The following is a 24248-nucleotide window of genomic DNA, read 5'->3' as shown; positions in this document are numbered from 1 at the left end:
CCACTCCCCGGGGGGGGGGGGCTCGGGCGGCCCCGCCCCCCCTCCCCTCCCGGGGGGGGGGGGGGGTGGGGGGGGGGGGGGGGCCGCGGGGGGCCCCCCCCACCCCGTCCCATGAGGGCCGTCAGGCCATGTTGAACGTCGACGGGTCCGGGCCCAGCCGCCGGTCCTCGTTCAGCGCGCTGATGGCCGCCAGGTCCTCGGTGTCCAGGCTGAAGTCGAAGACCTCGATGTTCTCCCGGATCCGGGACGGCGTCACGGACTTGGGGATCACCACGTTGCCGAGCTGCAGGTGCCAGCGCAGCACGATCTGCGCCGGGGTGCGGCCGTGCTTCTGGGCGATGGCGACGATCGCCGGGACCTCGAGCAGCCCCTTGCCCGAACCCAGCGGCGACCAGGCCTCGGTGGCGATGCCCTGCTCGGCGTGGTATTCGCGGGCCGCGCGCTGCTGGAGCTGCGGGTGCAGCTCGATCTGGTCGACGGCCGGGATGACGGACGACTCGGCGATCAGCCGCTCCAGGTGGTCGGGCTCGAAGTTGGAGACGCCGATCGCCCGGACACGGCCGTCGGCGTGCAGCTTCTCGAAGGCCTTGTAGGTGTCGACGTACTTGTTCCGGGCCGGAGTCGGCCAGTGGATCAGGTACAGGTCGACGTACTCCAGGCCGAGCTTGTCCAGCGACGCGTCGAAGGCGCGCAGCGTGGAGTCGTACCCGTGCTCGGAGTTCCAGAGCTTGGTGGTGACGAAGATGTCCTCGCGGGGGATGCCGGAGGCTGCGATGGCCTTGCCGGTGCCCTCCTCGTTGCCGTAGATCGCCGCTGTGTCGATGCTGCGGTACCCGGCCTCCAGCGCGGTGGCGACGGCCTGCTCCGCCTCGTCGTCCGGCACCTGCCAGACGCCGAAGCCCAGCTGGGGCATCTCGACGCCGTTGTTGAGGATGATCGGGGGGACCTTGCTGCTCACGAGCTCTTGATCCTTCGGTTGTCGTCAGGTGGTACTCCCATCGTCAACGATCACGAGCCGTGATGCATTCCTGACCGCCAAATCCGTCCGAACTGACCCGCGAGTCAGTGTCGCCGCGCGAGATTGGCCGGAAATGGATCCGACCTCTGCGGTCCGGACCATTGACCATCGAACGTCCCTGACGCAACTCTGGAGCGCGCCAACGACGAGTCCCTGAACTCGATCCACGAGTGTGAACAGTTGATTCGGTTTTCCTCCGATGTTTCCAGGTTTCTCGTCCGTTCGAGAGGGAGGAACATGAGACGCCGTCGCCTGCGAACGGCACTGACGGGGCTGGTCCTCGCCACCACGGCCCTGACCGCCCTGCCCGCGGCCGCACCCCCGCCGGCCGCCCAGGCCGGCCCCGTCACGGCCCGCCCGGCCGTCGCCCCCGACTGGTCGGTGGCCGTCGTCGACTCCACCATGGCCCGCTACACGCCGACCACCATCGGCGGCTGGTCCTACCCCGTCGGCCTCTACCTCTACGGCCAGTACCTCACCTACCAGCGCACCCATGACGCCCGGTACCTGGCCTACATCAAGAGCTATGTCGACCGGTTCGTGAAGAGCGACGGCTCCATCGGCCAGTCCTTCGACAGCCTGGACAGCATGCAGGCCGGCCGGCTGCTGGTGATCCTGCATCACGAGACCGGGCAGGACCGCTACCGCAAGGCGGCCCAGAAGATCCGCGACCGCCTGACCACCTTCCCGCGCACGAGTGACGGCGGGTTCTGGCACGCGGACACCGCCAGTCGCGCCCACCAACTCTGGGCGGACGGTTCCTACATGGTGAACCCGTTCCTCGTCGAGTACGGCCGGGAGTTCGGCGACAGCGCGTACACCGACGACGAGGCCGCCAAGCAGATGTCCGTCTACGGCAGTCATCTGCAGGTCGCGAACGGACTGCTCAGGCACGCCTACGACGAGTCTAAGAGCGCGAGTTGGGCCGATCCGCAGACCGGTCTCGCCCCCGAGCACTGGTGCCGGGCCGTCGGCTGGTACTCCATGGCGATGGTCGACGTCCTGGACGCCATCCCGGCGAACCAGCCCCGTCGATCCCAACTCCTGTCGATCTTCCGCAAGTTGGCCGCCGCCCTGGAGAAGTACCAGGACCCGGCGACCGGACGCTGGTTCCAGGTGATGGACAAGGGGGACCGGTCCGACAACTGGACCGAGACCTCCTGCTCCAGCATGTTCACCTACGCCCTCTCGCGCGGCGCCCAACAGGGCTACCTCGACCCGCACTACGCCGCTGTCGCGCAGCGCGGCTACCAGGGCGTGCTGGCGAGGCTCTCGGTCGGCCCCGACGGCCGCACCGACCTCGCCGACATCTCCGTCGGCACCAACGTCGGCGACTACGCGTACTACGTCGGCCGCACCCGGGCCACCAACGACTTCCATGGCCTGGGCGCCTTTCTGATCATGAACGAACAACTGCGAGGAGATTAGTGTCATGAGCACGTCTAGAAGGGCACTGCTGGGTGCCGCGGTCGCCGGCGCGGCCGGGACGGCGCTGGGACTTCCCGCCACCGCCCACGCCGCCTCCTGGCAGCAGAAGTGGGCTCCCTCGGCGAGCCGCGACGGCCTCGGCGCCTTCGAGACCGTCGAGGACGACCGCGCCAACTCGCACCCCGCGGGGCATCCGCACATCTTCGCCACCGGCGACAACTGGCGCTTCAACATGCACATGGTCGACCGGGACACCATGACCGACCGCCAGCGCCAGGAGGTCACCGGACTGCGCACGAGTTCCAGCAGCTACCTCACCTGGAACGAGGGCCAGACCTGGCGGGTCACCTACTCGATGTACATCCCCAGCTCGCTGAAGGCGACCACCACCTTCACCCACATCATGCAGATGAAGGAGCCCGGCGCCGGCTCCTCCCCGATCGTCACGCAGTCGCTGCGCCGCGTGAACGGCAAGCAGACCATCGAGCTGAACCTCGCCACCGACGGCATCATCGTCGGCCGCGCCGACCTGGACCCCCTGCACGACAAGTGGACCGACGTCGACTTCCAGATCAAGGTCGGCAACGGCTCCGCGGGCTCGGTCCGCTGGATCCTCAAGTCCGGCGGCTCCACCGTGATCGACGTGTCGAAGAGCGGGGTCGACACTTTCCTCGCCGACCGGGTGCGGCCGAAGTGGGGCATCTACCGCTCCCTCGGTGACACCTCCGGGTCCCTGCAGGACACCTACCTCCTGCTCACCAACCTCCGCGGTTACCAGCTCGTGTGAGGAGCCGTCGCATGAAATCCCCCACCGGCCCCCGCCGCCGAGCAGCGGCGGTCGTCCTCTTCGTGGTGGCCGTCGTCCTGGGTCTCACCCAGCCCACGGCCTTCGCCGCCCCGAACACCGCCCCGCACACCGCCCCCCGCGCCGGCGCCGAGTACAACGTCCGCGACTACGGCGCCAAGGGCGACGGCTCCACCAACGACAGCCCGGCCATCGACAAGGCGATCACGGCCGCGAGCGCGGCGGGCGGCGGCACCGTCCACTTCCCCTCCGGCACCTACAAGTCCAAGAACACCCTCCACATGAAGAGCCATGTGACGCTCCAGCTCGACAAGGGCGCCACCCTCCAGGGCTCCAACGCCGGCACCTACGACAAGGCCGAGGCCAACCCGTACGACGCCTACCAGGACTACGGGCACAGCCACTTCCACGACGCGATGATCTACGGCGACAAACTGACCGACATCGGCTTCGTCGGCCAGGGCGTCATCGACGGCGCGGGCAACCTGATCACCGGCAACCCCAAGTCCGGCCAGGCCGACAAGATCATCTCGCTGACCCGGTGCGACGGCCTCAGGATCGGCGACGGACTCACCCTGCGCCGGGGCGGCCACTTCGCCGCCCTCGTCAACGGCTGCACCAACGTGACCTCCGACCACCTGACCATCGATACTGCGAGCGACCGTGACGGCTGGAACGTCATCTCCACCACCAACGCCACCATCACCAACGCCACGATCCACGCCAACGACGACGCCCTCGTCTTCAAGAGCGACTACGCCCTCGGCGCCAAGCTGCCCAACGGCCATGTGCGGGTGAGCGGTTCGACCCTCGGGGCCAAGTGCTGCAACGCCCTGATGTTCGGCTCGGAGACCTGCGGCGACTTCTCGGACTACCAGTTCGACAACATCGTCATCGACGGCGCCGACAAGTCCGGCCTCGGCATGGTCTCGATGGACGGCTCGAAGATCTCCGACGTCCACTACCGCGACATCACCATGAGCAACGTCCACTCGCCGATCATGCAGAAGATCGGGACGCGGAAGCGCTGCGGCAACAGTCCCGGCGTCGGATCGATCAACGACGTCACCTACGACAACATCACGGCGACCGGCAACAGCCCCTCCTTCAGCCCGACCCTGTGGGGCGAGACCGGCCACCGCATCAACGGCGTGACCTTCACCAACGTCAACATCACGGTTCCGGGCGGCAACGGCACCATGTCCACCGGCGTGCCCGGCAACATCGCGACCGACTACAACCCGAACAGCATCGGCACCCGGCCCGCCTACGGCTGGTACCTGCACAACGCCGACAACGTCCAGTTCACCGACAGCTCGGTGAGGTTCGCCGCGGACGACGGCCGGCCGGCGTTCGTCGCCGACACGGCCGGCGGCATCCGGCTCACCCGGTTCACCGCGCAGAAGGGCGGCAACTCACCGTTCGACGTGGGCTTCCAGAACGTCACCGGCGGATGTCTGACGGACAGTCACAACACCTCCGGCGGCGCCCTGCGGGTCTCCGGCGGCCAGGACTGCTCAGCAGCCGCGGTCAGGCCGCTCGACCTGGAGAACCCCCGCCAGGACTTCCTCCGCAACTCCGTCGGCGGCCTCTTCCTGCACTGGGGCCTGCGCACCGCCCCCGCCCACACCAACTGCACCGCCTGGGAGAACGAGGTCACAGGCGGCGGCTGGACCCCCGACTACTGGGTGAACGAGGCCCAGAAACTGCACACCCAGTACCTGGTCCTCGCCACCTTCCACAGCCGCCTCGGCTACGCCCGCCCCTGGCCGTCCAAGATCCCCGGCTCCTGCTCCACCAAACGGGACTTCCTCGGCGAGCTGATCACCGCCGCCAAGGCCAAGGGCATGAGGGTCATCCTCTACATGACCAACGACCCCCAGTGGCACGCCGACGGCGGCCACGAGTGGCTCGACTCGGCCGCGTACTCCGCCTACAAGGGCAAGAACGTCGACCTGACCACCAACGACGGCTTCGGGCAGTTCAGTTACGACAACTTCTTCGAGGTCATGGACCGCTATCCCGACCTCGGCGGCTTCTGGATCGACAACGACAACCCCTACTGGTTGAGCCACAACCTCTACCAACAGATCTACGACAGGCGCCCGAGCTACACGCTCAGCAACAACAACGAAGACACGCCGATCATGGACATGATCAGCAATGAGCAGAAGACGGGCATGACCCCCGCCTACGACTACCCGCAGGCCCTCTACACCGCCCAACCCCGCCTGACCGAAGCGGACTTCAAACTCCCCTCGACCGGCGCCTGGTGGTACGACGGCTCCGATCCCACCGTCGACAGACAGCTCACCCTCGGCCGCCTGATCACCAACGCCGGCTCCTCGGTGAAGGCGCTGATGGCAGAGACCGCCCAGGTGAACGGCAAGTTCCCGGCGAACCAGGCCTCCTTCAACACCTTCGCGAACTCCTACCTCGACCCCATCTGGGAGTCCCTGCACGGCACCGAGGGCGGCGGCTACATGTACGGCGGCCTCAAGCCCGGCGCCTGGAACGACGGCGCGTACGGCGTCACGACCATCGCCAAGGACGACGCGAACCGGCAGTACGTCCACGTCCTGACCCCGCCCAGCACCAGCACCCTGCGCATCCGCGACAACGGCTACCGCATCGCCTCCGTCACCAACCTCCGCACGGGCCAGGCGGTTTCCTGGTCGCAGACGGGCGGTGTGCTGACCCTGACGGGGCTCGGCTCCTGGGACCCGTACGACACCGTCTTCAAGGTCATCACCGCCGGCCGCGAGGGCATCCTCACCGGCGTCACCGTCACCGCGAGTGCCTCCGCGAGCGGGCACGCCGCCTCGGCCGCCGGTGACGGCGACTACCTCACCTACTGGGACAACAACAAGACGCTGCCGGTGAACCTCACCTTCGACCTCGGCTCGGCGAAGAAGGTGCAGTACATCGGGCTCAACCAGCGCGAGGACTCCGTCGCCTACGCCCGGTCCGCCACCGAGCAGTCGGCACGGATCAAGGACTACAAGGTGTTCCTGAGCAACGACGGTTCCACCTGGGGCAGCGCGGTCAGGACCGGACAGCTGCCCAGCCGCCGCGGAGTGCAGGGCATCGACCTGACCGCCTCGAACGGCCGCTACGTCCGGCTCGAGGTCGACACCACCTGGGCCGCCTCCACCGACACCGCCCGCTACCAGCGACTGCGCATCGACGAGGCGTGGATCGGCACGGCGTACGCCACACCAGCGAACGGGGGACAGTCATGATCCGGGTCAGATCACTCACGGCCGCGGCGGCGGGCCTGCTGGTCGCCGCGGCGGTGCCGCTCGTGGGCACCGCCCACCCGGCCGCCGCCTCCGACAACGGCCAGTCCGTGCGGCCCGCCATGGGCTGGTCCAGCTGGAGCTTCGTGCGCCGCCGGCCGACCGAGGCGAAGATCGAGGCGCAGGCCGACGCGCTGGCCTCCAGCGGCCTGAAGGACCACGGCTTCGTCTACGTCAACCTCGACGACTTCTGGCAGAAGTGCGACAACAACGGCTTCGTCGTCGACGACTACGGCCGCTGGGCCGTGGACACCGCAAAGTTCCCCGACGGCATCAAGGGGGTGGCGGACTACGTCCACTCCAAGGGCCTGAAGTTCGGCTTCTACGTCACACCGGGCATCGCGAAGAACGCCGTCACCAAGAACACGCCGATCGAGGGGACCTCATACCACGCGAAGGACATCGCGGACACGTCCACGGCCGAGAAGAACTACAACTGCAAGAACATGTACGCCATCGACTACTCCAAGCCGGGCGCGCAGGAGTTCGTGAACTCCTGGGCCAAGCAGTTCGCGTCCTGGGGAGTCGACTACCTGAAGATCGACGGAGTGGGCAGCGCCGACATCCCCGACGTCCAGGCCTGGGACACGGCGCTGCGGGCGAGCGGGCGGCCCATCAACTTCGCGCTGTCCAACAACCTCCCGATCGCCGACGCCGCCACCTGGCGCACAGTGGCCAACAGTTGGCGCACCCAGGGTGATGTGGAGTGCTACTGCGGGCCGGGGAGCAACGGCAGCGGCTACCCGTTGACCGACTGGTCCCACGTCTCCAAGCGGTTCGACTCGGCCGCCTCCTGGCAGCCGTACGCCGGGCCCGGCGGCTGGAACGACCTGGACTCGCTGGAGATCGGCAACGGCGACCAGGTGGGCCTGACGGCCGACCAGCGCCGCTCGCACTTCACACTGTGGTCGATGGCGGCGGCTCCTCTGCTGCTCGGCACCGATCTCACGCAACTCGACCCCGTGGACAAGGCGATGCTGACCAACGACCGGCTGATCGGGGTCGACCAGGACGGGGTGGCCGCCAAGCGGGTTGTGAACAGTGGTGTCAAGCAGGTCTGGAGCAAACGGGAGAACAGCGGCGACTACGTGGTGGCGCTGTTCAACACCGGGACGTCCGGCAACAGCACGGTCGGTGTGAACTGGTCGCAGGTCGGTTTCACCGGTTCCGGCGATGTCACCGACCTGTGGTCCGGCTCCGACAAGGGCGTGATCGCGGACTCCTATAGCGCGACTCTGCGACCGGGCGAAACACGGCTGATCCGTGTGAAACCGGTTAACAACGTGAAGGTTTCTGCGGCATCTGCGCCAACCGCGCCATCCGCGGCCTCCCCCGGTTTCGCCGTGGCCCCCTACGAGTACCTCGGCTGGGGCAACCCCCAGAGCCCCACGGCCGTGATGTCCGCGACCGGCGTCAAGTGGTTCACCCTCGCCTTCGTCCTCTCCGACGGCACCTGCAACCCGAAGTGGGACGGCTCCCGCCCGCTGACCGGCGGCAGCGACCAGTCCACGATCAACGCGATCAGAGCGGCGGGCGGTGACGTCGTCGTCTCCGTCGGCGGCTGGAGCGGCAACAAACTCGGTGAGAAGTGCTCCAGCGCCTCCGCGCTCGCCGGCGCCTACCAGAAGGTGATCAACGCCTACAGGCTGAAGGCGCTCGACATCGACATCGAGAACACCGAGTGGTCCAACGCGACGGTGCGCCAGCGGGTGGTCGACGCGCTGAAGACGGTGAAGGCGAACAACCCGGGCCTCAAGACCGTCATCACCTTCGGCACCACCTCCAGCGGCCCCGACTCCACCGGCGTCGACATGATCAAGCGGGCCGCGAACTCCGGTCTGGCGAACGACGTGTGGTGCATCATGCCGTTCGACTTCGGCGGCGGCACCACGAACATGGGCAGCCTCACCACCAAGGCCATGGAAGGCCTCAAGGCCCAGGTGAAGTCGGCGTACGGCTACAGCGACGCCACCGCCTACGCGCACATCGGGCTGTCGTCGATGAACGGCAAGACCGACGACTCCGGTGAACTGGTCCGGCTGGCCGACTTCAGGACCATGCTCGCGTACGCCCAGCAGCACCACATCGGGCGGCTGACCTACTGGGCCGTCAACCGCGACCGCGACTGCGGTTCGGGCAGCGCCGGTGACTCCTGCAGCGGTGTGTCGCAGCAGCCGTACGACTACCTCAAGGTCTTCACCCAGTACACGGGCTGAGGGGAACATCCGTGAACATCAGAAGAGTTCTGCCGTACGGCGTCGCGGCGGTCCTGGCGCTGCCGCTCGCCGGTCTCGGCCAGGGCACCGCCCTCGCCGCGACCGACTACCAGGCCGAGGACGCCCTGATCTCGCAGGGCACCGTCGCCACCAACCACACCGGGTACACCGGCACCGGCTTCGTCGACTACACCAATGTCAAGGGCTCGTACGTGGAGTTCACGGTGAGCGCGGCCTCCGCGGGCACCTTTGCCCTCACCCTGCGCTACGCCAACGGAACCTCCGTCGACCGGCCGATGGACCTCTCCGTCAATGGCACGGTCGTCGCCTCCGGCGTCTCCTTCCCGGCCACCGCCGACTGGAACACCTGGGTCACCAAGACGGTCGACGTCCCGCTGACCGCGGGCACCGACAAGATCAGGGCCACCGCCACCACGGCGGGCGGCGGCCCCAACCTCGACCGCGTCAGCCTCGACACGGCCGCCGACACCCAGGCCCCGACCCGCCCCGGACAGCCCAGCTGCTCGGACATCGGCGAGGACACGCTCACCCTCGCCTGGGGAGCGTCCACGGACAACGTGGGCGTGACGGCGTACGACATCTACGAGCACGGCAACAAGATCAGTGAGGCGCCCGGGAGTTCGACCTCGAAGACACTCACCGGTCTCACGCCGAACACCGACTACAACCTCACGGTGATCGCCCGGGACGCGGCCGGCAACACCTCCCTCGCCAGCCCCGTCGTCGACTGCACCACCCAGCCCAGCTCCGACACCACCCCGCCGAGCAAGCCGGGCACGCTCTCCGCGAGCAACGTCACCGCGAACAGCGTCGACCTCACCTGGGGCGCCTCGACCGACGACAAGGGGGTCGTCGCCTACGACGTGCGCAGCGACACCACCGTCTACGACACCGTCACCAGCGGTACGTCGACCACGCTCACCGGGCTTGCCTGCAACAGCCCGTACAGCCTGAACGTCGTCGCCCGGGACGCGGCCGGCAACGTCTCCGAGGCGAGCAACACGGTCAGCTTCACCACGAAGGCGTGCGCGACCGACGGCGGGGTGCCGTCCTCGATCGCCACGCTCTCCACCGGCTGGACCATCCCCTGGGGCACCTACTGGATGCCCGACGGCAAGAGCGCCCTGGTCACCGAGCGGGACGACTTCACCGTCTGGAAGCTCGCCAAGGACGGCACGAAGACCCAGGTGGGAACGGTTCCGAATGCCGTCACCACCAACGGTGAGGGCGGCCTGCTCGGCGTCGCCGTCGACCCCAAGTGGGACACCAACCACTACGTGTACTTCATGCACACCGCCGCCGAGGGCAACCGCGTCGTCCGCATGACCTACGACGGCACGAAGCTGACCGACTACAAGATCCTGCTCCAGGGCATCAAGAAGAACCGCTACCACAACGGCGGACGGCTCCTGTTCGGCCCCGACGGCTATCTGTACGTCTCCACCGGCGAGGCCCAGACGCCCGACCTGGCGCAGGACAAGACCTCCCTCAACGGCAAGATCCTGCGCATGACCACCGACGGGAAACCGGCCCCCGGCAACCCGTTCGGCAACTACGTCTACAGCCTCGGCCACCGCAACCCGCAGGGCCTCGCCTTCGACCGCAACGGCCGGTTGTGGGAAGCGGAGTTCGGCAACAGCTCCAAGGACGAGCTGAACCTGATCAAGCCGGGCGCCAACTACGGCTGGCCGATCTGCGAGGGCACCTGCAGTGTCGCCGGCATGACCAACCCCGAGGCCACCTGGGACGTCTCCGAGGCCTCGCCGAGCGGCATCGCCATCGTCCGCAACGTCGTCTACATGGCGTCCCTGCGCGGCGAGCGGCTGTGGCGGATCCCGATCAACGGGGACAGCGAGAGCGTGGGTACACCGACCGCGTACTACGTGGGCACCTACGGCCGGCTGCGGACCGTCACCAAGGTCCCCGGCGCCGACCAGCTGTGGCTGTCGACCACCAACTGCGACAACAACGGCAAGCAGCCCGCCGGATCGGACAAGATCTTCCGGGTGGACATCGGTTAGGAGGGGTCCGCGTCACGCGCGGTAGAGCGCCTCGACCTCGTTGGCGTAGGCGTTCTCGATGGCCTTGCGCTTCAGCTTCAGGGACGGGGTCAGCAGACCGTGTTCCTCGGTGAACGGCTGGGCCAGGATACGGAAGGTTCGGATCGACTCGGCCTGTGAGACCAGGGTGTTGGCGGCGACCACCGCGCGCCGCACCTCGGTCTCCAGGTCCGCGTCGCGCACCAGCTCCTGCGGCAGCATCCGCGGTTTGCCGCGCATCGTCAGCCAGTGCTCCACGGCCTCGTGGTCGAGGGTGACCAGGGCCGCGATGTAGGGGCGGTCGTTGCCGACGACGATGCACTGGCTGACCAGCGGGTGGTCGCGCACGCGCTCCTCGAGGATGCCGGGGGAGACGCTCTTGCCGCCGGAGGTCACCAGGATCTCCTTCTTGCGGCCGGTGATGGTGAGATAGCCGTCGTCGTCCAGGGAACCCAGGTCGCCGGTGGCGAGCCAACCGTCGTGCAGGGTCTCGTCGGTGGCCTTCTGGTTGTTGAGGTAGCCCTGGAAGACGTTCGGGCCGTGCAGCCAGATCTCTCCGTCGTCCGCGATGTGCACGGTCATGCCCGGGATGGGCTGGCCGACCGTGCCGTAGCGGGTGCGGTCGGGCGGGTTCGCGGTCGCGGCGGCCGTCGACTCGGTCAGGCCGTAGCCCTCGTAGATGGGCACGCCCGCGCCCGCGAAGAACAGGCCGAGGCGCCGGTCCATCGCCGAGCCGCCGGACATGGCGTTGCGGATGCGGCCGCCCATGGCGGCCCGCACCTTGGAGTAGACGAGCTTGTCGAAGAGCTGGTGCTGCATCCGCAGACCGGCGGACGGGCCCGGCCCGACGCCCCAGGCCTTCGCCTCGACCGCGTCGGCGTACTTCACCGCGATGTCGACCGCCTTCTCGAACGGCCCCGCCTTGCCCTCCTTCTCCGCCTTGCGCCGGCTCGCGTTGAACACCTTCTCGAAGATGTACGGCACCGCGAGGAAGAAGGTCGGCTTGAACGCCTGCAGGTCGGGCAGCAGCGCGGCGGCGTTGAGCTGCGGCTGGTGGCCGAAGCGGACCCCGCCGCGGATCGCCGCGACCTGCACCATGCGGCCGAAGACGTGGGCCAGCGGCAGGAACAGCAGCGTGGCCGCCTCGTCGCCCTTCTTGGAGTGGAACACCGGCTCCCACCGCTCGACAACGGTGTCCGCCTCGTACATGAAGCTGCCGTGGGTGATCACACAGCCCTTGGGACGGCCGGTGGTGCCGGAGGTGTAGATGATCGTCGCGGTCGACTCGGGGGTGACCGCCTGCCGGTGCCGGTGCACCACCTCGTCGTCGAGGTGCGCGCCCGCGTCGTACAGCTCGTGCAGGGCGTCGTTGTCGAGCTGCCACAGCTGGCGCAGCTGGGGCAGCCGGTCGATGACGGTCGCGATCGTCATCGCGTGGTCCTCGTGCTCCACGATCGCCGCGGAGCACTCGGCGTCGTAGAGCATCCAGAAGCACTGCTCGGCCGAGGAGGTGGGGTAGATCGGGACCACCTGGGCGCCGATGGTCCACAGCGCGAAGTCGAACAGCGTCCACTCGTAGCGGGTGCGGGACATGATGGCGACGCGGTCGCCGAACCGGACGCCCCGGGCGAGCAGTCCCTTGGCGAGGGCGAGCACCTCGTCCCGGAACTCCGCCGAGGTGACGTCGCGCCACCGCCCCTCCTCGTCCTTGCGGCCGAGCGCGATGTGCAGCGGGTCCTGGAGGGCACGCTCGAAGACGACGTCGGCCAGACCCCCCACCGGAGGTGCCAACGCCAACGGAGGGTTGCTGAACTCGCGCAAACCCACTCCCCGCTCCCTCAGCGCCGTGTTCGAAACTTCGCAAGCGCCGTGAAAGCTACCCCACCCGGGAGCGGGGCGGGAGGGGGACCGAATCCGAACAACCCTCACGTACGCCCCCCTCGCCGGGCGGAAAATACGCTCACATCAGGAAGGGTCGGACAGAAAACTGACGGTTGAGTAAGCTTCGGTGCCGTAATCTCCACTGAATCTGTACGACCTGGCTACGGCCTTGACCGCAGGTCAAAGGGCCTCGCCCGAGGTGTTCCACCGTCCCTTCTTTCAGCGTCACCGTGCCGGAATATGTCACTCCGGAAAGCGCGCGGTCGCTGGTCACCCTCTCCTGCGCTGCAGGCGGTCGCCGGACGCCAGGATCGACGCCGACAGGGCGAGTGCGGCGCTGCGGGCCGTGGTCGGGAGGCGGCCCTGCACGAGGACGAAGTCGACCCGGCCCAGCTCCGGCAGGCCGAAGCGGTCGGGGACGCGGACCAGTCCCGGCGGGATCAGACCGCGGGAGTGCGCCATGACGCCCAGGCCGGCCCGCGCCGCCGCGACCAGGCCGTTGAGGCTGCCGCTGGTGCACGCGATGCGCCATTCGCGGCCCTGGCGTTCCAGTGATTCCAGCGCCCGCGCGCGGGTGATGCCGGGCGGCGGGTAGACGATCAGGGGGACGGGACGGTCCGGGTCCAGGCGGAGCCGTTCCGCGCCGATCCAGACCAGTTCGTCGTGCCAGACCAGCTCGCCGCGCGGATCCTCGGGGCGGCGCTTGGCGAGGACAAGGTCCAGTTTCCCGGCCTCCAGTTGCCCGTGCAGGGTGCCCGAGAGTTCGACGGTCAACTCCAGGTCCACCTCCGGATGGTCGTGCCGGAAGCCCTCCAGGATCTCCGGGAGCCTGGTCAGGACGAAGTCCTCCGAGGCGCCGAAGCGCAGCCGGCCGCGCAGTCGGGTGGCCGTGAAGAACGCGGTCGCCTGCTCGTGGACCTCCAGGATCCGCCGGGCGAAACCGAGCATCGCCTCGCCGTCCTCCGTCAGCTCCACCGAGTGCGTGTCCCGGGAGAAGAGCTGCCGGCCCGTGGCGTCCTCGAGGCGGCGTACGTGCTGGCTCACCGTCGACTGGCGCAGGCCGAGTCGGCGGGCGGCCTGGGTGAAACTCAGCGTCTGCGCCACCGCCAGGAAGGTACGCAGGTGGGAGGGGTCGTACATGACCACCACGGTAGCCGGTCATCGCGAAGCGTGATGACAGTCAGAGCGGTATGACGGATTCCCGATCGGCTGCGGAAGAGGACCATGGACGGGTGACAAGCAAGTGGGGCACCGTGAAACGCCTGCGCCGGCCGAGCTGGATGCCGATCGACCCGTACATCCTGCTGCTGCTCGGGACGGTGGGTCTCGCCGCCCTGATCCCGGCACGCGGGACGGGCGCGGACGTCGCCTCCGGCGCCTCCACCGCCGCGATCGCCTTCCTGTTCTTCCTGTACGGCGCCCGGCTGTCCACCCGTGAGGCGCTGGACGGGCTGAAGCACTGGCGGCTGCACGGCACGGTGCTCGCCTGTACGTTCCTGGTCTTCCCGCTGCTGGGCCTCGCCTCCCGCGCCCTCGTGCCGGTCCTGCTGACCCACCCGCTCTACCAGGGCCTGCTCTTCCTCACGCTGGTCCCCTCCACCATCCAGTCCTCGATCGCCTTCACGTCGATCGCCCGCGGCAACGTGCCGGCCGCGATCTGCGCCGGCTCCTTCTCCTCCCTGGTCGGCATCGTCGTCACGCCGTTGCTCGCCGCCGCGCTGCTCGGCGGCAACGCCGGCGGGTTCTCGGCCCACTCGCTCGTGCAGATCGTGCTGCAACTGCTGGTTCCGTTCGTGGCCGGGCAGGTGCTGCGGCGCTGGATCGGCGGCTTCGTCGCCCGGCACAAGAAGGTGCTGGGCCTGGTCGACCGCGGCTCGATCCTGCTCGTCGTCTACACCGCGTTCAGCGAGGGCATGGTCCAGGGCATCTGGCACCAGGTGAGCCCACTGCGGCTCGGCGGACTGCTGGTCGTCGAGGCCGTCCTGCTCGCCGTGATGCTGGGACTGACCTGGTACGGGGGCAAGGCGCTCCGCTTCGACCGCGAGGACCGGATCGCGATCCAGTTCGCCGGCTCCAAGAAGTCCCTGGCCTCCGGACTGCCCATGGCGAGCGTCCTGTTCGGCGCGCACGCCTCGCTGGCCGTGCTGCCCCTGATGCTCTTCCACCAGATGCAGCTGATGGTGTGCGCCGTGATCGCCAAGCGCCGCTCGCACGACCCCGAGGCGGCCGACTCCGAGGTCACCGGGTCCGGGTCAGCCGTACCGTCACGAACCGCGGTCGGTACAGGGCGACGTTCGCGTTGATGCTCGCCGAAGCCCCCGTCGTCTCCAGCCAGTTGACGTCGTAGCTGAGCACCAGCCGTCCGTCGCCGCCGGACACGGCGGGGTGGACCTGCGGGTTGTACGCGGCGACCCCGGACGCCGGCAGGGCCGGGCTGAAGCGCCCCGTCGGCCCGTGCCACGGTCCGGTGAGGGCGCAGGCCCAGTACGAGGTGACGGTGGTCAGGCCGGCGGCGCCCGCGGCCATGGTGAACAGGACGTACGTGGCGCCCGTGCGGACGACCGAGAAGGCGCTGCCCACCTCGGCTCCCGCGAGGGGTTTCGGCACCAGGCCCCAGCCGGACCCGTCCCAGAACCGCCAGGCCGCCCCGTCCGCGAGCCGGCCCTTCGGCACCCGTGCCACATACGCCGACGAGGCGGGCCGGGACGCGGCACGGCCGTCGTCGCCGCCGAACACGTACGTCCACTCGCCCTCGTCGACCAGGGTCGTGCCGAACAGCACCCGACGGGAGGGATCCGGGACCAGGCTCTGGTCGAGCACCTTCACCACCGACTCGACCCGCAGGTCGGGCAGCGACAGCGTGGCCACCTCGGTGGCGGTCGGCACGCCGTAGATCCACGGCGACTGCCCGGCCGTGCGCACCCACAGCAGCACCCGGACCACCGCCTGCGACGAACCGGGCGAGCGCGGCTCCACGCGGGCCGCCACCGGCCAACGCCACTGACCCGGCGCCGGTTCGGGGAAGAGGGGCGCCGGAAGCGTGCTCCGCAGGTGTCCTGCGCGGTCCATCACCACCGCGGAGTTGCGCACCAGGGGCGCGGTCGTGTCCCGCCAGGCGTAGGACTCGCCGACCGGGTTGGGGGGCCCGTGCACCTGGCCGAGATAGGTGTCGGAGAACAGCCACAGCACCCGGCCGTCCGGCAGCCGCACCGAGTGCGTGCCGTCGCCGCCGGTCCAGTCGTCGGTGCGGTTGGTGTCGTCGCCGTAGCGGGCGAACTCGCCGGTGAGCCGGTCGTCCTTCGTCCACGCGGTGGCCGTGTGCGGCGAACAGCCCTCGTCCTGCCGCCCGCCCTGGGGAAGGGCGGTGAGCAGCACGGCCCCGAGAACCAGGGCCAGCAGCAGGCCGAGGCCGGTTCCCGTCCGCTGTCGTGCTCGTACGTCGTCGGGCACCCCCGGGACGTTAGTGGCTGCCGCCCACGTGGTCCATGGGGCGTCAGGGCCGGAGCACCACCTTGCCCAGGTTGCCCCGCGCCTCGATCACCGCATGAGCCCTGGCCGCGTCCTCGAGCGCGAACTCGGCGTGCACGACCGGCTTCACCACGCCCTCGGCGAACAGCCGCCACACCTCCTGCCGCCACCGCTCGTACATCTCCGGCCGCTCACGGGCGACCCGCGCCGTCTGGAAGCCGATCACGGACTTGGCGCCCGCGAGAAGGTCGTACGCCTGGATCGTCCCGCCGCCCGAGCTGTACGCCACGAGCCGGCCGCCGGGGACGAGGGCGGCGAGCGCGGGGGTGAGCAGTTCGCCGCCCACCGCGTCGAGGACGTAGTCGACGGGCTCGTCCCAGCCGCCGGCCCCGTAGACGATCACCTCGTCGGCGCCGAGGGACCGTACGAACCCCGCCTTGCTCGCATCCGACACCGCGCCCACCACCCGCGCCGCGCCCCGCGCCCTCGCCAGCTGCACCGCCAGATGCCCGACCCCGCTCGCCGCCGCCGTCACCAACGCGGCCTCCCCCCGCTCCGGGCGGGCCGCCTCCAGGGCGCCGAGAGCCACCAGGCCACTGCGGACGAGGGCGACCGCGTCGACGGCGGAGGCGTCGTCCGGCACCGGGGAGGCCATGGCCTCGTGCAGCGTCGCGAAGTCGGCGTAGCCGTGCCCGAAGCACAGCCCGGTCACCCGGTCCCCGGCACCGAAGCGGCGCACCCCCTCGCCGACGGCCACCACCTCCCCGGCGATCTCGCCGCCGAGCGGTATGACCTCGGCGGCCTCGGTGACCTTGCGGACGACGGGGAGTGTGACACCGACGGCCTCGCAGCGGACGAGAAGCTCACCGGGGCCCGGCTCGGGCACCGCCACGTCCTCCAGGAACAGGGTGCCACCGCTCGTTTCGTACCGGACACGGCGCATCGCACCTCCAGGAATCATTGGGGACCCCAACGATATCGCGTTTCATGGGGATCCCCAACGACTTTTTGGCTAGGCTGCCGTCATGCCCGAAGCCCCCCTCGCCGCCATCCGCTCCCTCCCCAGCTGGCTGCTCGGCCGCGCCGCCGCCCGGGGGCGCGCCCTGGTGGCCGAGGCGCTGGCCGCGGAGGGTCTGAAGATGTGGCACCACGTGGTCCTCTCCGCCACCCGCGCCCTCGGCCCCGTCGCCCAGGCCGACCTCGGCCGGGCCGTCCGGCTCGACCCGAAGGACCTGGTCGGAATCCTCAACGACCTCCAGGCCGCCGGTCTCGCCCTGCGCGAACCGGACCCCAGGGACCGCCGCAAGAACGCCGTGTCCCTCACCGAGCAGGGGGCGCGGCTCCTCAGGCGCTGTGAGAAGGCGGCCCGAGCGGCCAACGACGAACTGCTCGCCCCCCTCTCGCCGGCCGAACGTGACCGGTTCATGGAGCTCTTGATCCGGATTTCCGGTACTACGGAGGGCTGACGGCGGATAACGTTCCGTCATGACCGCACCCGACGCCCTCGATCCCGCACGCAGCGCCCTCGTCCTCGTCGATCTGATGGACCGGATCGTCGCGCTGCCCCTGGAGCCCCGCAAGGGAACCGAAGTCCTGTCCACGGCCGAGGAGTTGGCGAAGGCCTTCCGCTCGGCGGGCGCGCCCGTCGTCCTCGTCCGCGTGGAGCGACCGGGCGTCACCGAACAGCCGCCCGGCAGCGGTCTTGTGCCCGGGCTCGCGCACGAGGGCGACCTCCAGGTCGTGAAGCGGACCGTCGGCGCCTTCCAGGGCACGGACCTGGACGGCCTCCTGAGCGCACGCGGCGTCCGCACCGTCGTCCTCGGCGGCATCGCCACCAACCTCGGCGTCGAGTCCACCGCCCGCGCGGCCGGTGACCTCGGCTACGACCTCGTCTTCGTCGAGGACGCGATGTCCGCCCTCACCGCCGCGGAACACGAGGCGTCGGTACGACTGGACTTCCCCCGCCTGGGGACCGTGGTGAGCGCGTCGCAGGTGCGGTTCGCCACCGGCTGACCCTGCTCGTTCACCCCTGGGCGGCCGCGGTCCGCAGGGCGATGCGGTCCTCGCCCGCGTACACGTTCATGGAGCTGCCCCGCAGGAAGCCCACCAGGGTGAGCCCGGTCTCGGCGGCGAGGTCCACGGCCAGCGAGGACGGTGCCGAGACCGCGGCGAGGACCGGGATCCCGGCCATGACCGCCTTCTGCGCCAGCTCGAAGGAGGCCCGCCCCGAGACCAGCAGGATCGTGCGGGACAACGGCAGGGTGCCGTTCTGCAGGGCGCGGCCCACCAGTTTGTCGACCGCGTTGTGCCGGCCCACGTCCTCCCGTATGTCCAGCAGCTCGCCGTCCTCGGTGAACAGGGCGGCCGCGTGCAGGCCCCCGGTCCGGTCGAAGACCCGCTGGGCCGCGCGGAGCCGGTCGGGGAGGCTCGCGAGCAGCTCGGGCTCGACCCGCACCGGGGGAGTGTCGGCGATCGGCCAGCGGGCCGTCGTCCGCACCGCGTCGAGGCTCGCCTTGCCGCACAGGCCGCAGGAGGAGGTCGTGTAGACGTTCCGTTCGAGGGTGATGTCGGGGATCGCCACACCGGGCGCCGTCCGCACGTCGACCACGTTGTACGTGTTCGAACCGTCCACCGTGGCGCCCGCGCAGTACACGATGTTCTGCAGGTCGCCCTGCCCGGCGAGGACGCCCTCACTGACCAGGAACCCGGCCGCCAGGGCGAAGTCGTCGCCCGGGGTGCGCATGGTGATGGCGAGCGGCTTGCCGTTCAGCCGGATCTCCAGCGGTTCCTCGGCGACCAGGGTGTCGGGGCGCGCGGACACGGCCCCGGCCCGGATGCGGATCACCTTGCGTCGTTCCGTGACTCGTCCCATGTGTGCCTCAGTCCCGGTTCTGTCCGTGCTGGTGGCCGAAGCGGCCCTTGATGCAGAAGGTGACCTTCACGATCTCATTGTCCTGCACAGGAAGCGTGGCCGTCTCGCCGACCGTTCGTCGTGCACCGCCGACCGTTCGTCGCGCCGTGCGTACCGCTCGTCGCACCCGGCCGACGCTTTGCCCTTTCGCACCTTCCCAACACCCTTACGGATTCCTAGGGTTCGGGATCATGAGCCCCCCTGTAGCGCCGCCCGGCTGGAGCCGCTGGCTCGTCCCCCCGGCCGCCCTGTCCGTCCACCTCTCCATCGGCCAGGCCTACGCCTGGAGCGTCTTCAAGCCGCCGCTCGAGTCCGCGCTGAACCTCGACGGCACCGAGAGCGCGCTGCCGTTCCAGTTCGCCATCGTCATGCTGGGACTGTCGGCCGCGTTCGGCGGCACGCTCGTGGAGCGCAAAGGACCGCGCTGGGCGATGACCGTGGCGCTGGTCTGCTTCTGTTCGGGCCTGCTGCTGTCCGCGCTGGGCGCCGAGACCAAGCAGTTCTGGCTGGTCATCGTGGGCTACGGCGTGGTCGGCGGCATCGGCCTCGGCATCGGCTACATCTCGCCCGTGTCCACCCTGATCAAGTGGTTCCCGGACCGGCCGGGCATGGCCACCGGCATCGCCATCATGGGCTTCGGCGGCGGCGCGCTGATCGCCTCGCCCTGGTCGGCGCAGATGCTGTCGTCCTTCGGCAGCGACAACTCCGGGATCGCGCTGACCTTCCTGGTGCTCGGAGCGTCGTACGCCGTCTTCATGTCGCTCGGCGTGCTGCTGGTACGGGTACCGCGCACCCAGAAGCCGGTCAAGGACGCGCCGAGCGTCCTCGAGGGCGTGCAGGTGTCCGCCGCGAGCGCGGTGCGCACCCCGCAGTTCTGGTGCCTGTGGCTCGTGCTGTGCATGAACGTGACCGCGGGCATCGGCATCCTGGAGAAGGCCGCCCCGATGATCACGGACTTCTTCGCGAACTCCTCGGCGGCGGTGTCCGCCTCCGCCGCGGCCGGCTTCGTCGCCCTGCTGTCCGCCGCCAACATGGCGGGCCGCATCGGCTGGTCGTCCACCTCCGACCTGATCGGCCGCAAGAACATCTACCGCGTCTACCTGGGCGTCGGCGCCGTGATGTACGCGCTGATCGCCCTGTTCGGGGACTCCTCCAAGCCGTTGTTCGTGCTGTGCGCGCTGGTGATCCTCTCCTTCTACGGCGGCGGCTTCGCGACCGTCCCCGCCTACCTCAAGGACCTCTTCGGCACCTACCAGGTCGGCGCGATCCACGGCCGGCTGCTCACCGCCTGGTCCACGGCCGGCGTGCTGGGCCCGCTGATCGTCAACTGGATCGCCGACCACCAGAAGCACGCCGGCAAGACCGGCTCGTCCCTCTACACCCTCTCCTTCGTCATCATGATCGGCCTGCTCGTCGTCGGCTTCGTGGCCAACGAGTTCGTGCGGCCCGTCAACGCCCGTCACCACGTCCCCGCCCCCAGGAAGGCCGCCGATGCCGGAGCACGACAGCAGCCAGAGTCCGCCTGACCGGCGCCCGCTGATCGCCTTCGCCTGGCTGTGGGTGGTGGCGCCGCTCGGCTACGGCGTCTACCAGCTCGTGGAGAAGGCGACGAAGCTGTTCACCGGGTGACTGTTCGGTAAGTGTTCGGGCGTCCGAGGGCCTGACAGAAGCCGACAACCCGTGCGCCTGTTTCCTGTCGCCTCGGCTGCCGCCGTACTCGTGAGTCACTGATCAGACTGGTTGGGGCCTGCCCGGTGGATCCCGTGGGGGCACACCAGCGGCGCCTCATCAGCGCAGATGCGCGTGCCAGACCCCGCGTCCCCCACGGGGTCCACCGGGCAGGCCCCAACCCGCTACCCGAGGCAGTCACGAGGGGGACCACCCAATGAACGGCTCGCGCATCGCCGCCGTCGGCCACTACCAGCCCGCCAAGGTGCTCACCAACGAGGATCTGGCGGGCCTGGTCGACACCAGTGACGAGTGGATCAGGTCCCGGGTGGGCATCCGCACGCGGCACATCGCCGGGCCGGACGAGCCGGTGGACGAACTCGCCGCGCACGCCGCCGCGAAGGCGCTTGCGGCGGCCGGGCTCGGGCCCGGCGACATCGACCTGGTCCTGGTCGCCACGTCCACCGCCGTCGACCGCTCGCCCAACATGGCCGCCCGGGTCGCCGCCCGCCTCGGCATCCCCTCGCCCGCGGCGATGGACGTCAACGTGGTGTGCGCGGGGTTCACGCACGCCCTCGCGACGGCCGACCACGCCGTGCGCGCGGGCGCCTCCGCCCGCGCCCTCGTCGTCGGCGCCGACAAGATGTCCGACGTGACCGACTGGAGCGACCGCACCACCTGCGTGCTGGTCGGCGACGGCGCGGGCGCCGCCGTGGTCGAGGCCGCCGACCAGCCGCTGATCGGGCCGGTGCTGTGGGGCTCGGTGCCCGAGATGGGCCACGCGGTACGGATCGAGGGGACGCCGGCCCGGTTCGCCCAGGAGGGGCAGAGCGTCTACCGCTGGGCGACGACGCAGCTGCCGCCCATCGCCCGCAAGGCCTGCGAACGCGCCGGGCTCGCGCCCGAGGAACTCGCCGCGGTCGTCCTGCACCAGGCCAACCTGCGCATCATCGAGCCGCTGGCCGAGAAGATCGGCGCCGTGAACGCCGTCGTCGCACGGGACGTCACCGAGTCCGGGAACACGTCCGCGGCGAGCATCCCGCTCGCCCTCTCCAAGCTCGTCGAACAGGGCGCGATCTCCACCGGCGACCCGGTCCTGCTGTTCGGCTTCGGCGGCAACCTGTCGTACGCCGGTCAGGTCGTCCGCTGCCCGTGACCTGTGGGAACGCCACCTGATCCCGGGCAGGGCGCGCGCCGTAGACTGTAGACGAAAGACAATCCGTACCGTCCTTCCGGCTGCAGGTGCCCCGTGCCGCCCCAGAAAGGGGACGACCGATGTGGTCGACAGGACTGCCCCAGGGCGCGGTGCCCAAGCTCGAAAGGCCCGGCCCCCTGCGCGACCGCGTCTACGAGGCGCTGCTCGAACTCATCACCACCCGCGTCCTCCGGCCCGGCCAACACCTGGTCGAGAGCGAACTCGCCGGCCTCCTCGGTGTCTCGCGCCAGCCGGTGCGGGAGGCGCTGCAGCGGCTGAACACCGAGGGGTGGGTCGATCTGCGGCCCGCCCAGGGCGCGTTCGTGCACGAGCCGACCAAGGAGGAGGTCGACCAGCTCCTCACGGTCCGTACGCTGCTCGAGGCGGAGGCCGCGCGGCTGGCCGCCGCCAACGCGGGCAGCGCCGGCATCGCGGTGCTCGAGGAACTGTGCGCCGAGGGCGAGAAGGCCGTCGCCGCCGACGACCTGGACGGCGCCGCGGCCATGAACGCCCGTTTCCACGCCAAGGTCATGGACCTCGCCGGCAATGCGGTCCTCGCCGAACTGGCGGCCCAGGTCGACCGCCGGGTGCGCTGGTACCACCCGCCGGTCGCCCGGCAGCGCGGCGGCCGGTCGTGGGTCGAGCACCGTGAGCTGATCGCCGCGATCTCCGACCGGGACGAGCAGCGGGCCACCCGGCTGATGCGCGAGCACACCGAGCACACGCGGCGCTCCTAGGGGGCTGTGCCCAGGGGGCGGATATGCAGGTGAAGGGCACTCCGAAACCTTGGTATTGTTGTTCGTGTCGCCGCGGGGAACACTCCCGGTCAGGCGGCGGACACCGGTCCGGGTGGCGGAATGGCAGACGCGCTAGCTTGAGGTGCTAGTGCCCTTTATCGGGCGTGGGGGTTCAAGTCCCCCCTCGGACACTCCTTGGGACGTTCACGAGATCGTCCCGAAGCGTTCACGAATTACCGGTCGAGTCATGTGACTCACCGGTATTTCGTCGTTTCTGGGGCCTTCGGGCCTCGTGATCGGCTCGGTGAGGGGTTGGTGCGGTGGCGGTCCGAGTGCTGCGCCTCTCATCTGCGGAAACAGGACATGCCTGTGCGACGGCTGGTGGCCGTGGCGCAGGCATGTGGGGTTTTCAGGGGGCGGAGCGCTGCGGGGGTCTGTCACTCACGTGGCGGAGGCTCGACCTGCTGGGTCGGAAGCGGTCGCGCCTGGGGCGGGTCGGAGGGCTCACCGGGTTGGGTTGCGGCGCTCTGCGTGCTGGCTTTGCGGGGCTGGATGCCCTGGTCGCGGAGGAACCGTCGGATGGCTCTGAGGTTCGCCACGAAGATGATGACGGCATTGAGCAGGGTCTGTGCGACGCGTCCGTGCGGCAGGCGGAGCCGGGGATTGTCGATGCTGTCGAGGGCGGACTTCTTGAGGTTGCCGTTGCCGCCCTCGTTCTGGCTGCGCAGTCCGGACCAGGCTTCCTGCCACAGAGGGGTGAACAGAGGGTATTTCTGCCGCCACTTGGCCAACACGGTGCCCGGGACGGTGATGCTCTTCCCCCTGCAGATGTCGGGGTAGACGCGGGTGTCCCGCTTGGGCCTGGGGATGGTGGGCAGGGCTGCCGGGGTACGGACAGTGGGGGCGTCGAGGTCGACGACGGTGGACGGGCGTGGCTGGGGCCGGCGGTAGCAGGTGACTGTGGCGTGGGACCCGAGAGCGGGGCACTGTCGACGCTGGTCCCCTGCGGGCCCGTATTCCTTGATCTTGGCCTGGTAGTCCTTCCGGGACTGGATCAGGTTGAGTGCGTGGGCGCGGTCCTCGTCCGTGCGGCTGTCGATGTATGTGGCGCCCGCAGTGATGAGCGGGGCGGGCATCATCTGGTAGTGCCATTCGGTGCCGACCCAACACCCGTCGTGAGCTGAGCGTCGAAGGGGTCTTGCGGATTACGCGCAACTCACCCCCGGCTTGCCGATGTTGCTCTACCGGACGCGCTGAGCGAGTTGGCCCGTTGAGGCGGGCAAACGGCGCTGCAGCCCTTGACCGGATGCGGCTCAGTGCGCTCCCGGTCACCGCTGGTGGCCGTCCCGGTGCGTGCGCCGACCTCCAGGACGACGGGAAGTCCCGTCGTCTGCCGACAGGCCGCCGGCGGCTCGGCCGGTCCCCGTGGTCCAGCGGTTCGAACGTGCGGTGTCGGACCATCCGCCCGGTCAGGCGCTGAAGCCCGCCTGGTGCGCGCAGGGGCGGCACACCTTCCTTGGCGCTGCAACCCGACGGCAACCTCGTCCTGCACCGCACGCGAA

Annotated in this window: 19 protein-coding genes, 1 tRNA gene and 1 pseudogene; 13 read left to right on the top strand and 8 right to left on the bottom strand. The window is 69.7% G+C overall.

Going from position 1 to position 24248, the window contains the following annotated elements; genetic code table 11:
- Positions 1–121: 121 nt before the first annotated feature.
- On the bottom strand, positions 122–958 hold the full coding sequence (locus ACIRVK_RS29435; protein ID WP_404252274.1) for an aldo/keto reductase: 837 nt from the start codon (positions 956–958) through the stop codon (positions 122–124).
- Positions 959–1255: 297 nt separating this feature from the next.
- Between ACIRVK_RS29435 and ACIRVK_RS29430 the strand changes: the two genes are divergently transcribed.
- Genes ACIRVK_RS29430 through ACIRVK_RS29410 form a run of 5 tightly spaced genes read left to right on the top strand, consistent with a single transcriptional unit; the run spans position 1256 to position 10808 of the window.
- Complete coding sequence (locus ACIRVK_RS29430) at positions 1256–2446, top strand: glycoside hydrolase family 105 protein (protein ID WP_404252272.1); 1191 nt, start codon at positions 1256–1258, stop codon at positions 2444–2446.
- Positions 2447–2450: 4 nt separating this feature from the next.
- Entirely contained in the window at positions 2451–3233 is a 783-nt protein-coding gene (locus ACIRVK_RS29425) for a heparin lyase I family protein (protein WP_404252270.1), read from the top strand.
- Between the two features lie 11 nt (positions 3234–3244).
- Positions 3245–6493 (top strand): glycosyl hydrolase family 28 protein, encoded by a 3249-nt coding sequence (locus ACIRVK_RS29420; RefSeq protein ID WP_404252268.1) that lies wholly within the window; start codon positions 3245–3247, stop codon positions 6491–6493.
- On the top strand, positions 6490–8766 hold the full coding sequence (locus ACIRVK_RS29415) for an alpha-galactosidase (RefSeq protein WP_404252266.1): 2277 nt from the start codon (positions 6490–6492) through the stop codon (positions 8764–8766). The genes ACIRVK_RS29420 and ACIRVK_RS29415 overlap by 4 nt, the downstream gene beginning before the upstream one ends.
- 11 nt (positions 8767–8777) lie before the next feature.
- Positions 8778–10808, top strand: coding sequence for a PQQ-dependent sugar dehydrogenase (locus ACIRVK_RS29410; RefSeq protein WP_404252264.1), 2031 nt, complete (start codon positions 8778–8780; stop codon positions 10806–10808).
- 12 nt (positions 10809–10820) lie between these two features.
- Here ACIRVK_RS29410 and ACIRVK_RS29405 read toward each other — a convergent pair whose 3' ends face one another.
- Both ACIRVK_RS29405 and ACIRVK_RS29400 read right to left on the bottom strand, forming a co-directional pair.
- Entirely contained in the window at positions 10821–12647 is a 1827-nt protein-coding gene (locus ACIRVK_RS29405) for an AMP-dependent synthetase/ligase (protein ID WP_404252288.1), read from the bottom strand.
- 330 nt (positions 12648–12977) lie between these two features.
- Positions 12978–13847, bottom strand: a complete 870-nt coding sequence (locus ACIRVK_RS29400) for a LysR substrate-binding domain-containing protein (protein ID WP_404252262.1) — start codon at positions 13845–13847, stop codon at positions 12978–12980.
- A gap of 140 nt (positions 13848–13987) precedes the next feature.
- On the opposite strand from ACIRVK_RS29400, the gene ACIRVK_RS29395 reads away from it, so the two are divergent.
- Complete coding sequence (locus ACIRVK_RS29395) at positions 13988–15010, top strand: bile acid:sodium symporter family protein (protein ID WP_404252286.1); 1023 nt, start codon at positions 13988–13990, stop codon at positions 15008–15010.
- Here the strand turns inward: ACIRVK_RS29395 and ACIRVK_RS29390 are convergent.
- Positions 14946–16157, bottom strand: a complete 1212-nt coding sequence (locus tag ACIRVK_RS29390; RefSeq protein ID WP_404252260.1) for a DUF4185 domain-containing protein — start codon at positions 16155–16157, stop codon at positions 14946–14948. The two genes, ACIRVK_RS29395 and ACIRVK_RS29390, sit on opposite strands and share 65 nt — an antisense overlap.
- 43 nt (positions 16158–16200) lie before the next feature.
- Positions 16201–17118 carry a zinc-binding alcohol dehydrogenase family protein gene (locus ACIRVK_RS29385; RefSeq protein ID WP_404252258.1) on the bottom strand — a complete coding sequence of 306 codons (918 nt, stop codon included), beginning with the start codon at positions 17116–17118 and terminating at the stop codon, positions 16201–16203.
- Between the two features lie 82 nt (positions 17119–17200).
- On the opposite strand from ACIRVK_RS29385, the gene ACIRVK_RS29380 reads away from it, so the two are divergent.
- Complete coding sequence (locus ACIRVK_RS29380; protein WP_404252256.1) at positions 17201–17641, top strand: MarR family winged helix-turn-helix transcriptional regulator; 441 nt, start codon at positions 17201–17203, stop codon at positions 17639–17641.
- A 19-nt stretch (positions 17642–17660) separates the two neighbouring features.
- Positions 17661–18188, top strand: a complete 528-nt coding sequence (locus ACIRVK_RS29375) for an isochorismatase family protein (protein ID WP_404252254.1) — start codon at positions 17661–17663, stop codon at positions 18186–18188.
- A 10-nt stretch (positions 18189–18198) separates the two neighbouring features.
- Here ACIRVK_RS29375 and fdhD read toward each other — a convergent pair whose 3' ends face one another.
- Together fdhD and ACIRVK_RS29365 are read right to left on the bottom strand one after the other, a co-directional pair.
- The gene (gene fdhD / locus ACIRVK_RS29370) at positions 18199–19047 is read right to left on the bottom strand and encodes a formate dehydrogenase accessory sulfurtransferase FdhD (protein ID WP_404252252.1); all 849 of its coding nucleotides are present in this window, start codon (positions 19045–19047) and stop codon (positions 18199–18201) included.
- A gap of 7 nt (positions 19048–19054) precedes the next feature.
- A pseudogene (locus tag ACIRVK_RS29365) lies at positions 19055–19159 on the bottom strand (Fe-S-binding domain-containing protein); the annotation flags it as partial.
- Positions 19160–19277: 118 nt separating this feature from the next.
- Here ACIRVK_RS29365 and ACIRVK_RS29360 point away from each other — a divergent pair.
- The 5 genes from ACIRVK_RS29360 (at position 19278) to ACIRVK_RS29340 (ending at position 22877) form a co-directional block, all read left to right on the top strand.
- Entirely contained in the window at positions 19278–20612 is a 1335-nt protein-coding gene (locus ACIRVK_RS29360; RefSeq protein WP_404252250.1) for an OFA family MFS transporter, read from the top strand.
- Entirely contained in the window at positions 20578–20715 is a 138-nt protein-coding gene (locus tag ACIRVK_RS29355; RefSeq protein ID WP_404252248.1) for a hypothetical protein, read from the top strand. Before ACIRVK_RS29360 ends, ACIRVK_RS29355 begins: the two co-directional genes overlap by 35 nt.
- A gap of 256 nt (positions 20716–20971) precedes the next feature.
- Complete coding sequence (locus ACIRVK_RS29350; protein ID WP_404252246.1) at positions 20972–21910, top strand: beta-ketoacyl-ACP synthase III; 939 nt, start codon at positions 20972–20974, stop codon at positions 21908–21910.
- Between the two features lie 119 nt (positions 21911–22029).
- Positions 22030–22686, top strand: a complete 657-nt coding sequence (locus ACIRVK_RS29345) for a GntR family transcriptional regulator (RefSeq protein ID WP_404252244.1) — start codon at positions 22030–22032, stop codon at positions 22684–22686.
- Between the two features lie 106 nt (positions 22687–22792).
- Positions 22793–22877 (top strand) — tRNA-Leu (locus ACIRVK_RS29340).
- Positions 22878–23123: 246 nt separating this feature from the next.
- Here the strand turns inward: ACIRVK_RS29340 and ACIRVK_RS29335 are convergent.
- The gene (locus ACIRVK_RS29335) at positions 23124–23825 is read right to left on the bottom strand and encodes a hypothetical protein (protein ID WP_404252242.1); all 702 of its coding nucleotides are present in this window, start codon (positions 23823–23825) and stop codon (positions 23124–23126) included.
- Between the last annotated feature and the right edge of the window lie 423 nt (positions 23826–24248).

The sequence above is a fragment of the Streptomyces sp. NPDC101152 genome (genome assembly GCF_044768275.1).
In the GTDB taxonomy this organism is placed as follows: Bacteria; Actinomycetota; Actinomycetes; order Streptomycetales; family Streptomycetaceae; genus Streptomyces.
Note: the sequence above shows the minus strand (reverse complement) of the source record. Positions and strands in the feature narration are given on the sequence as shown.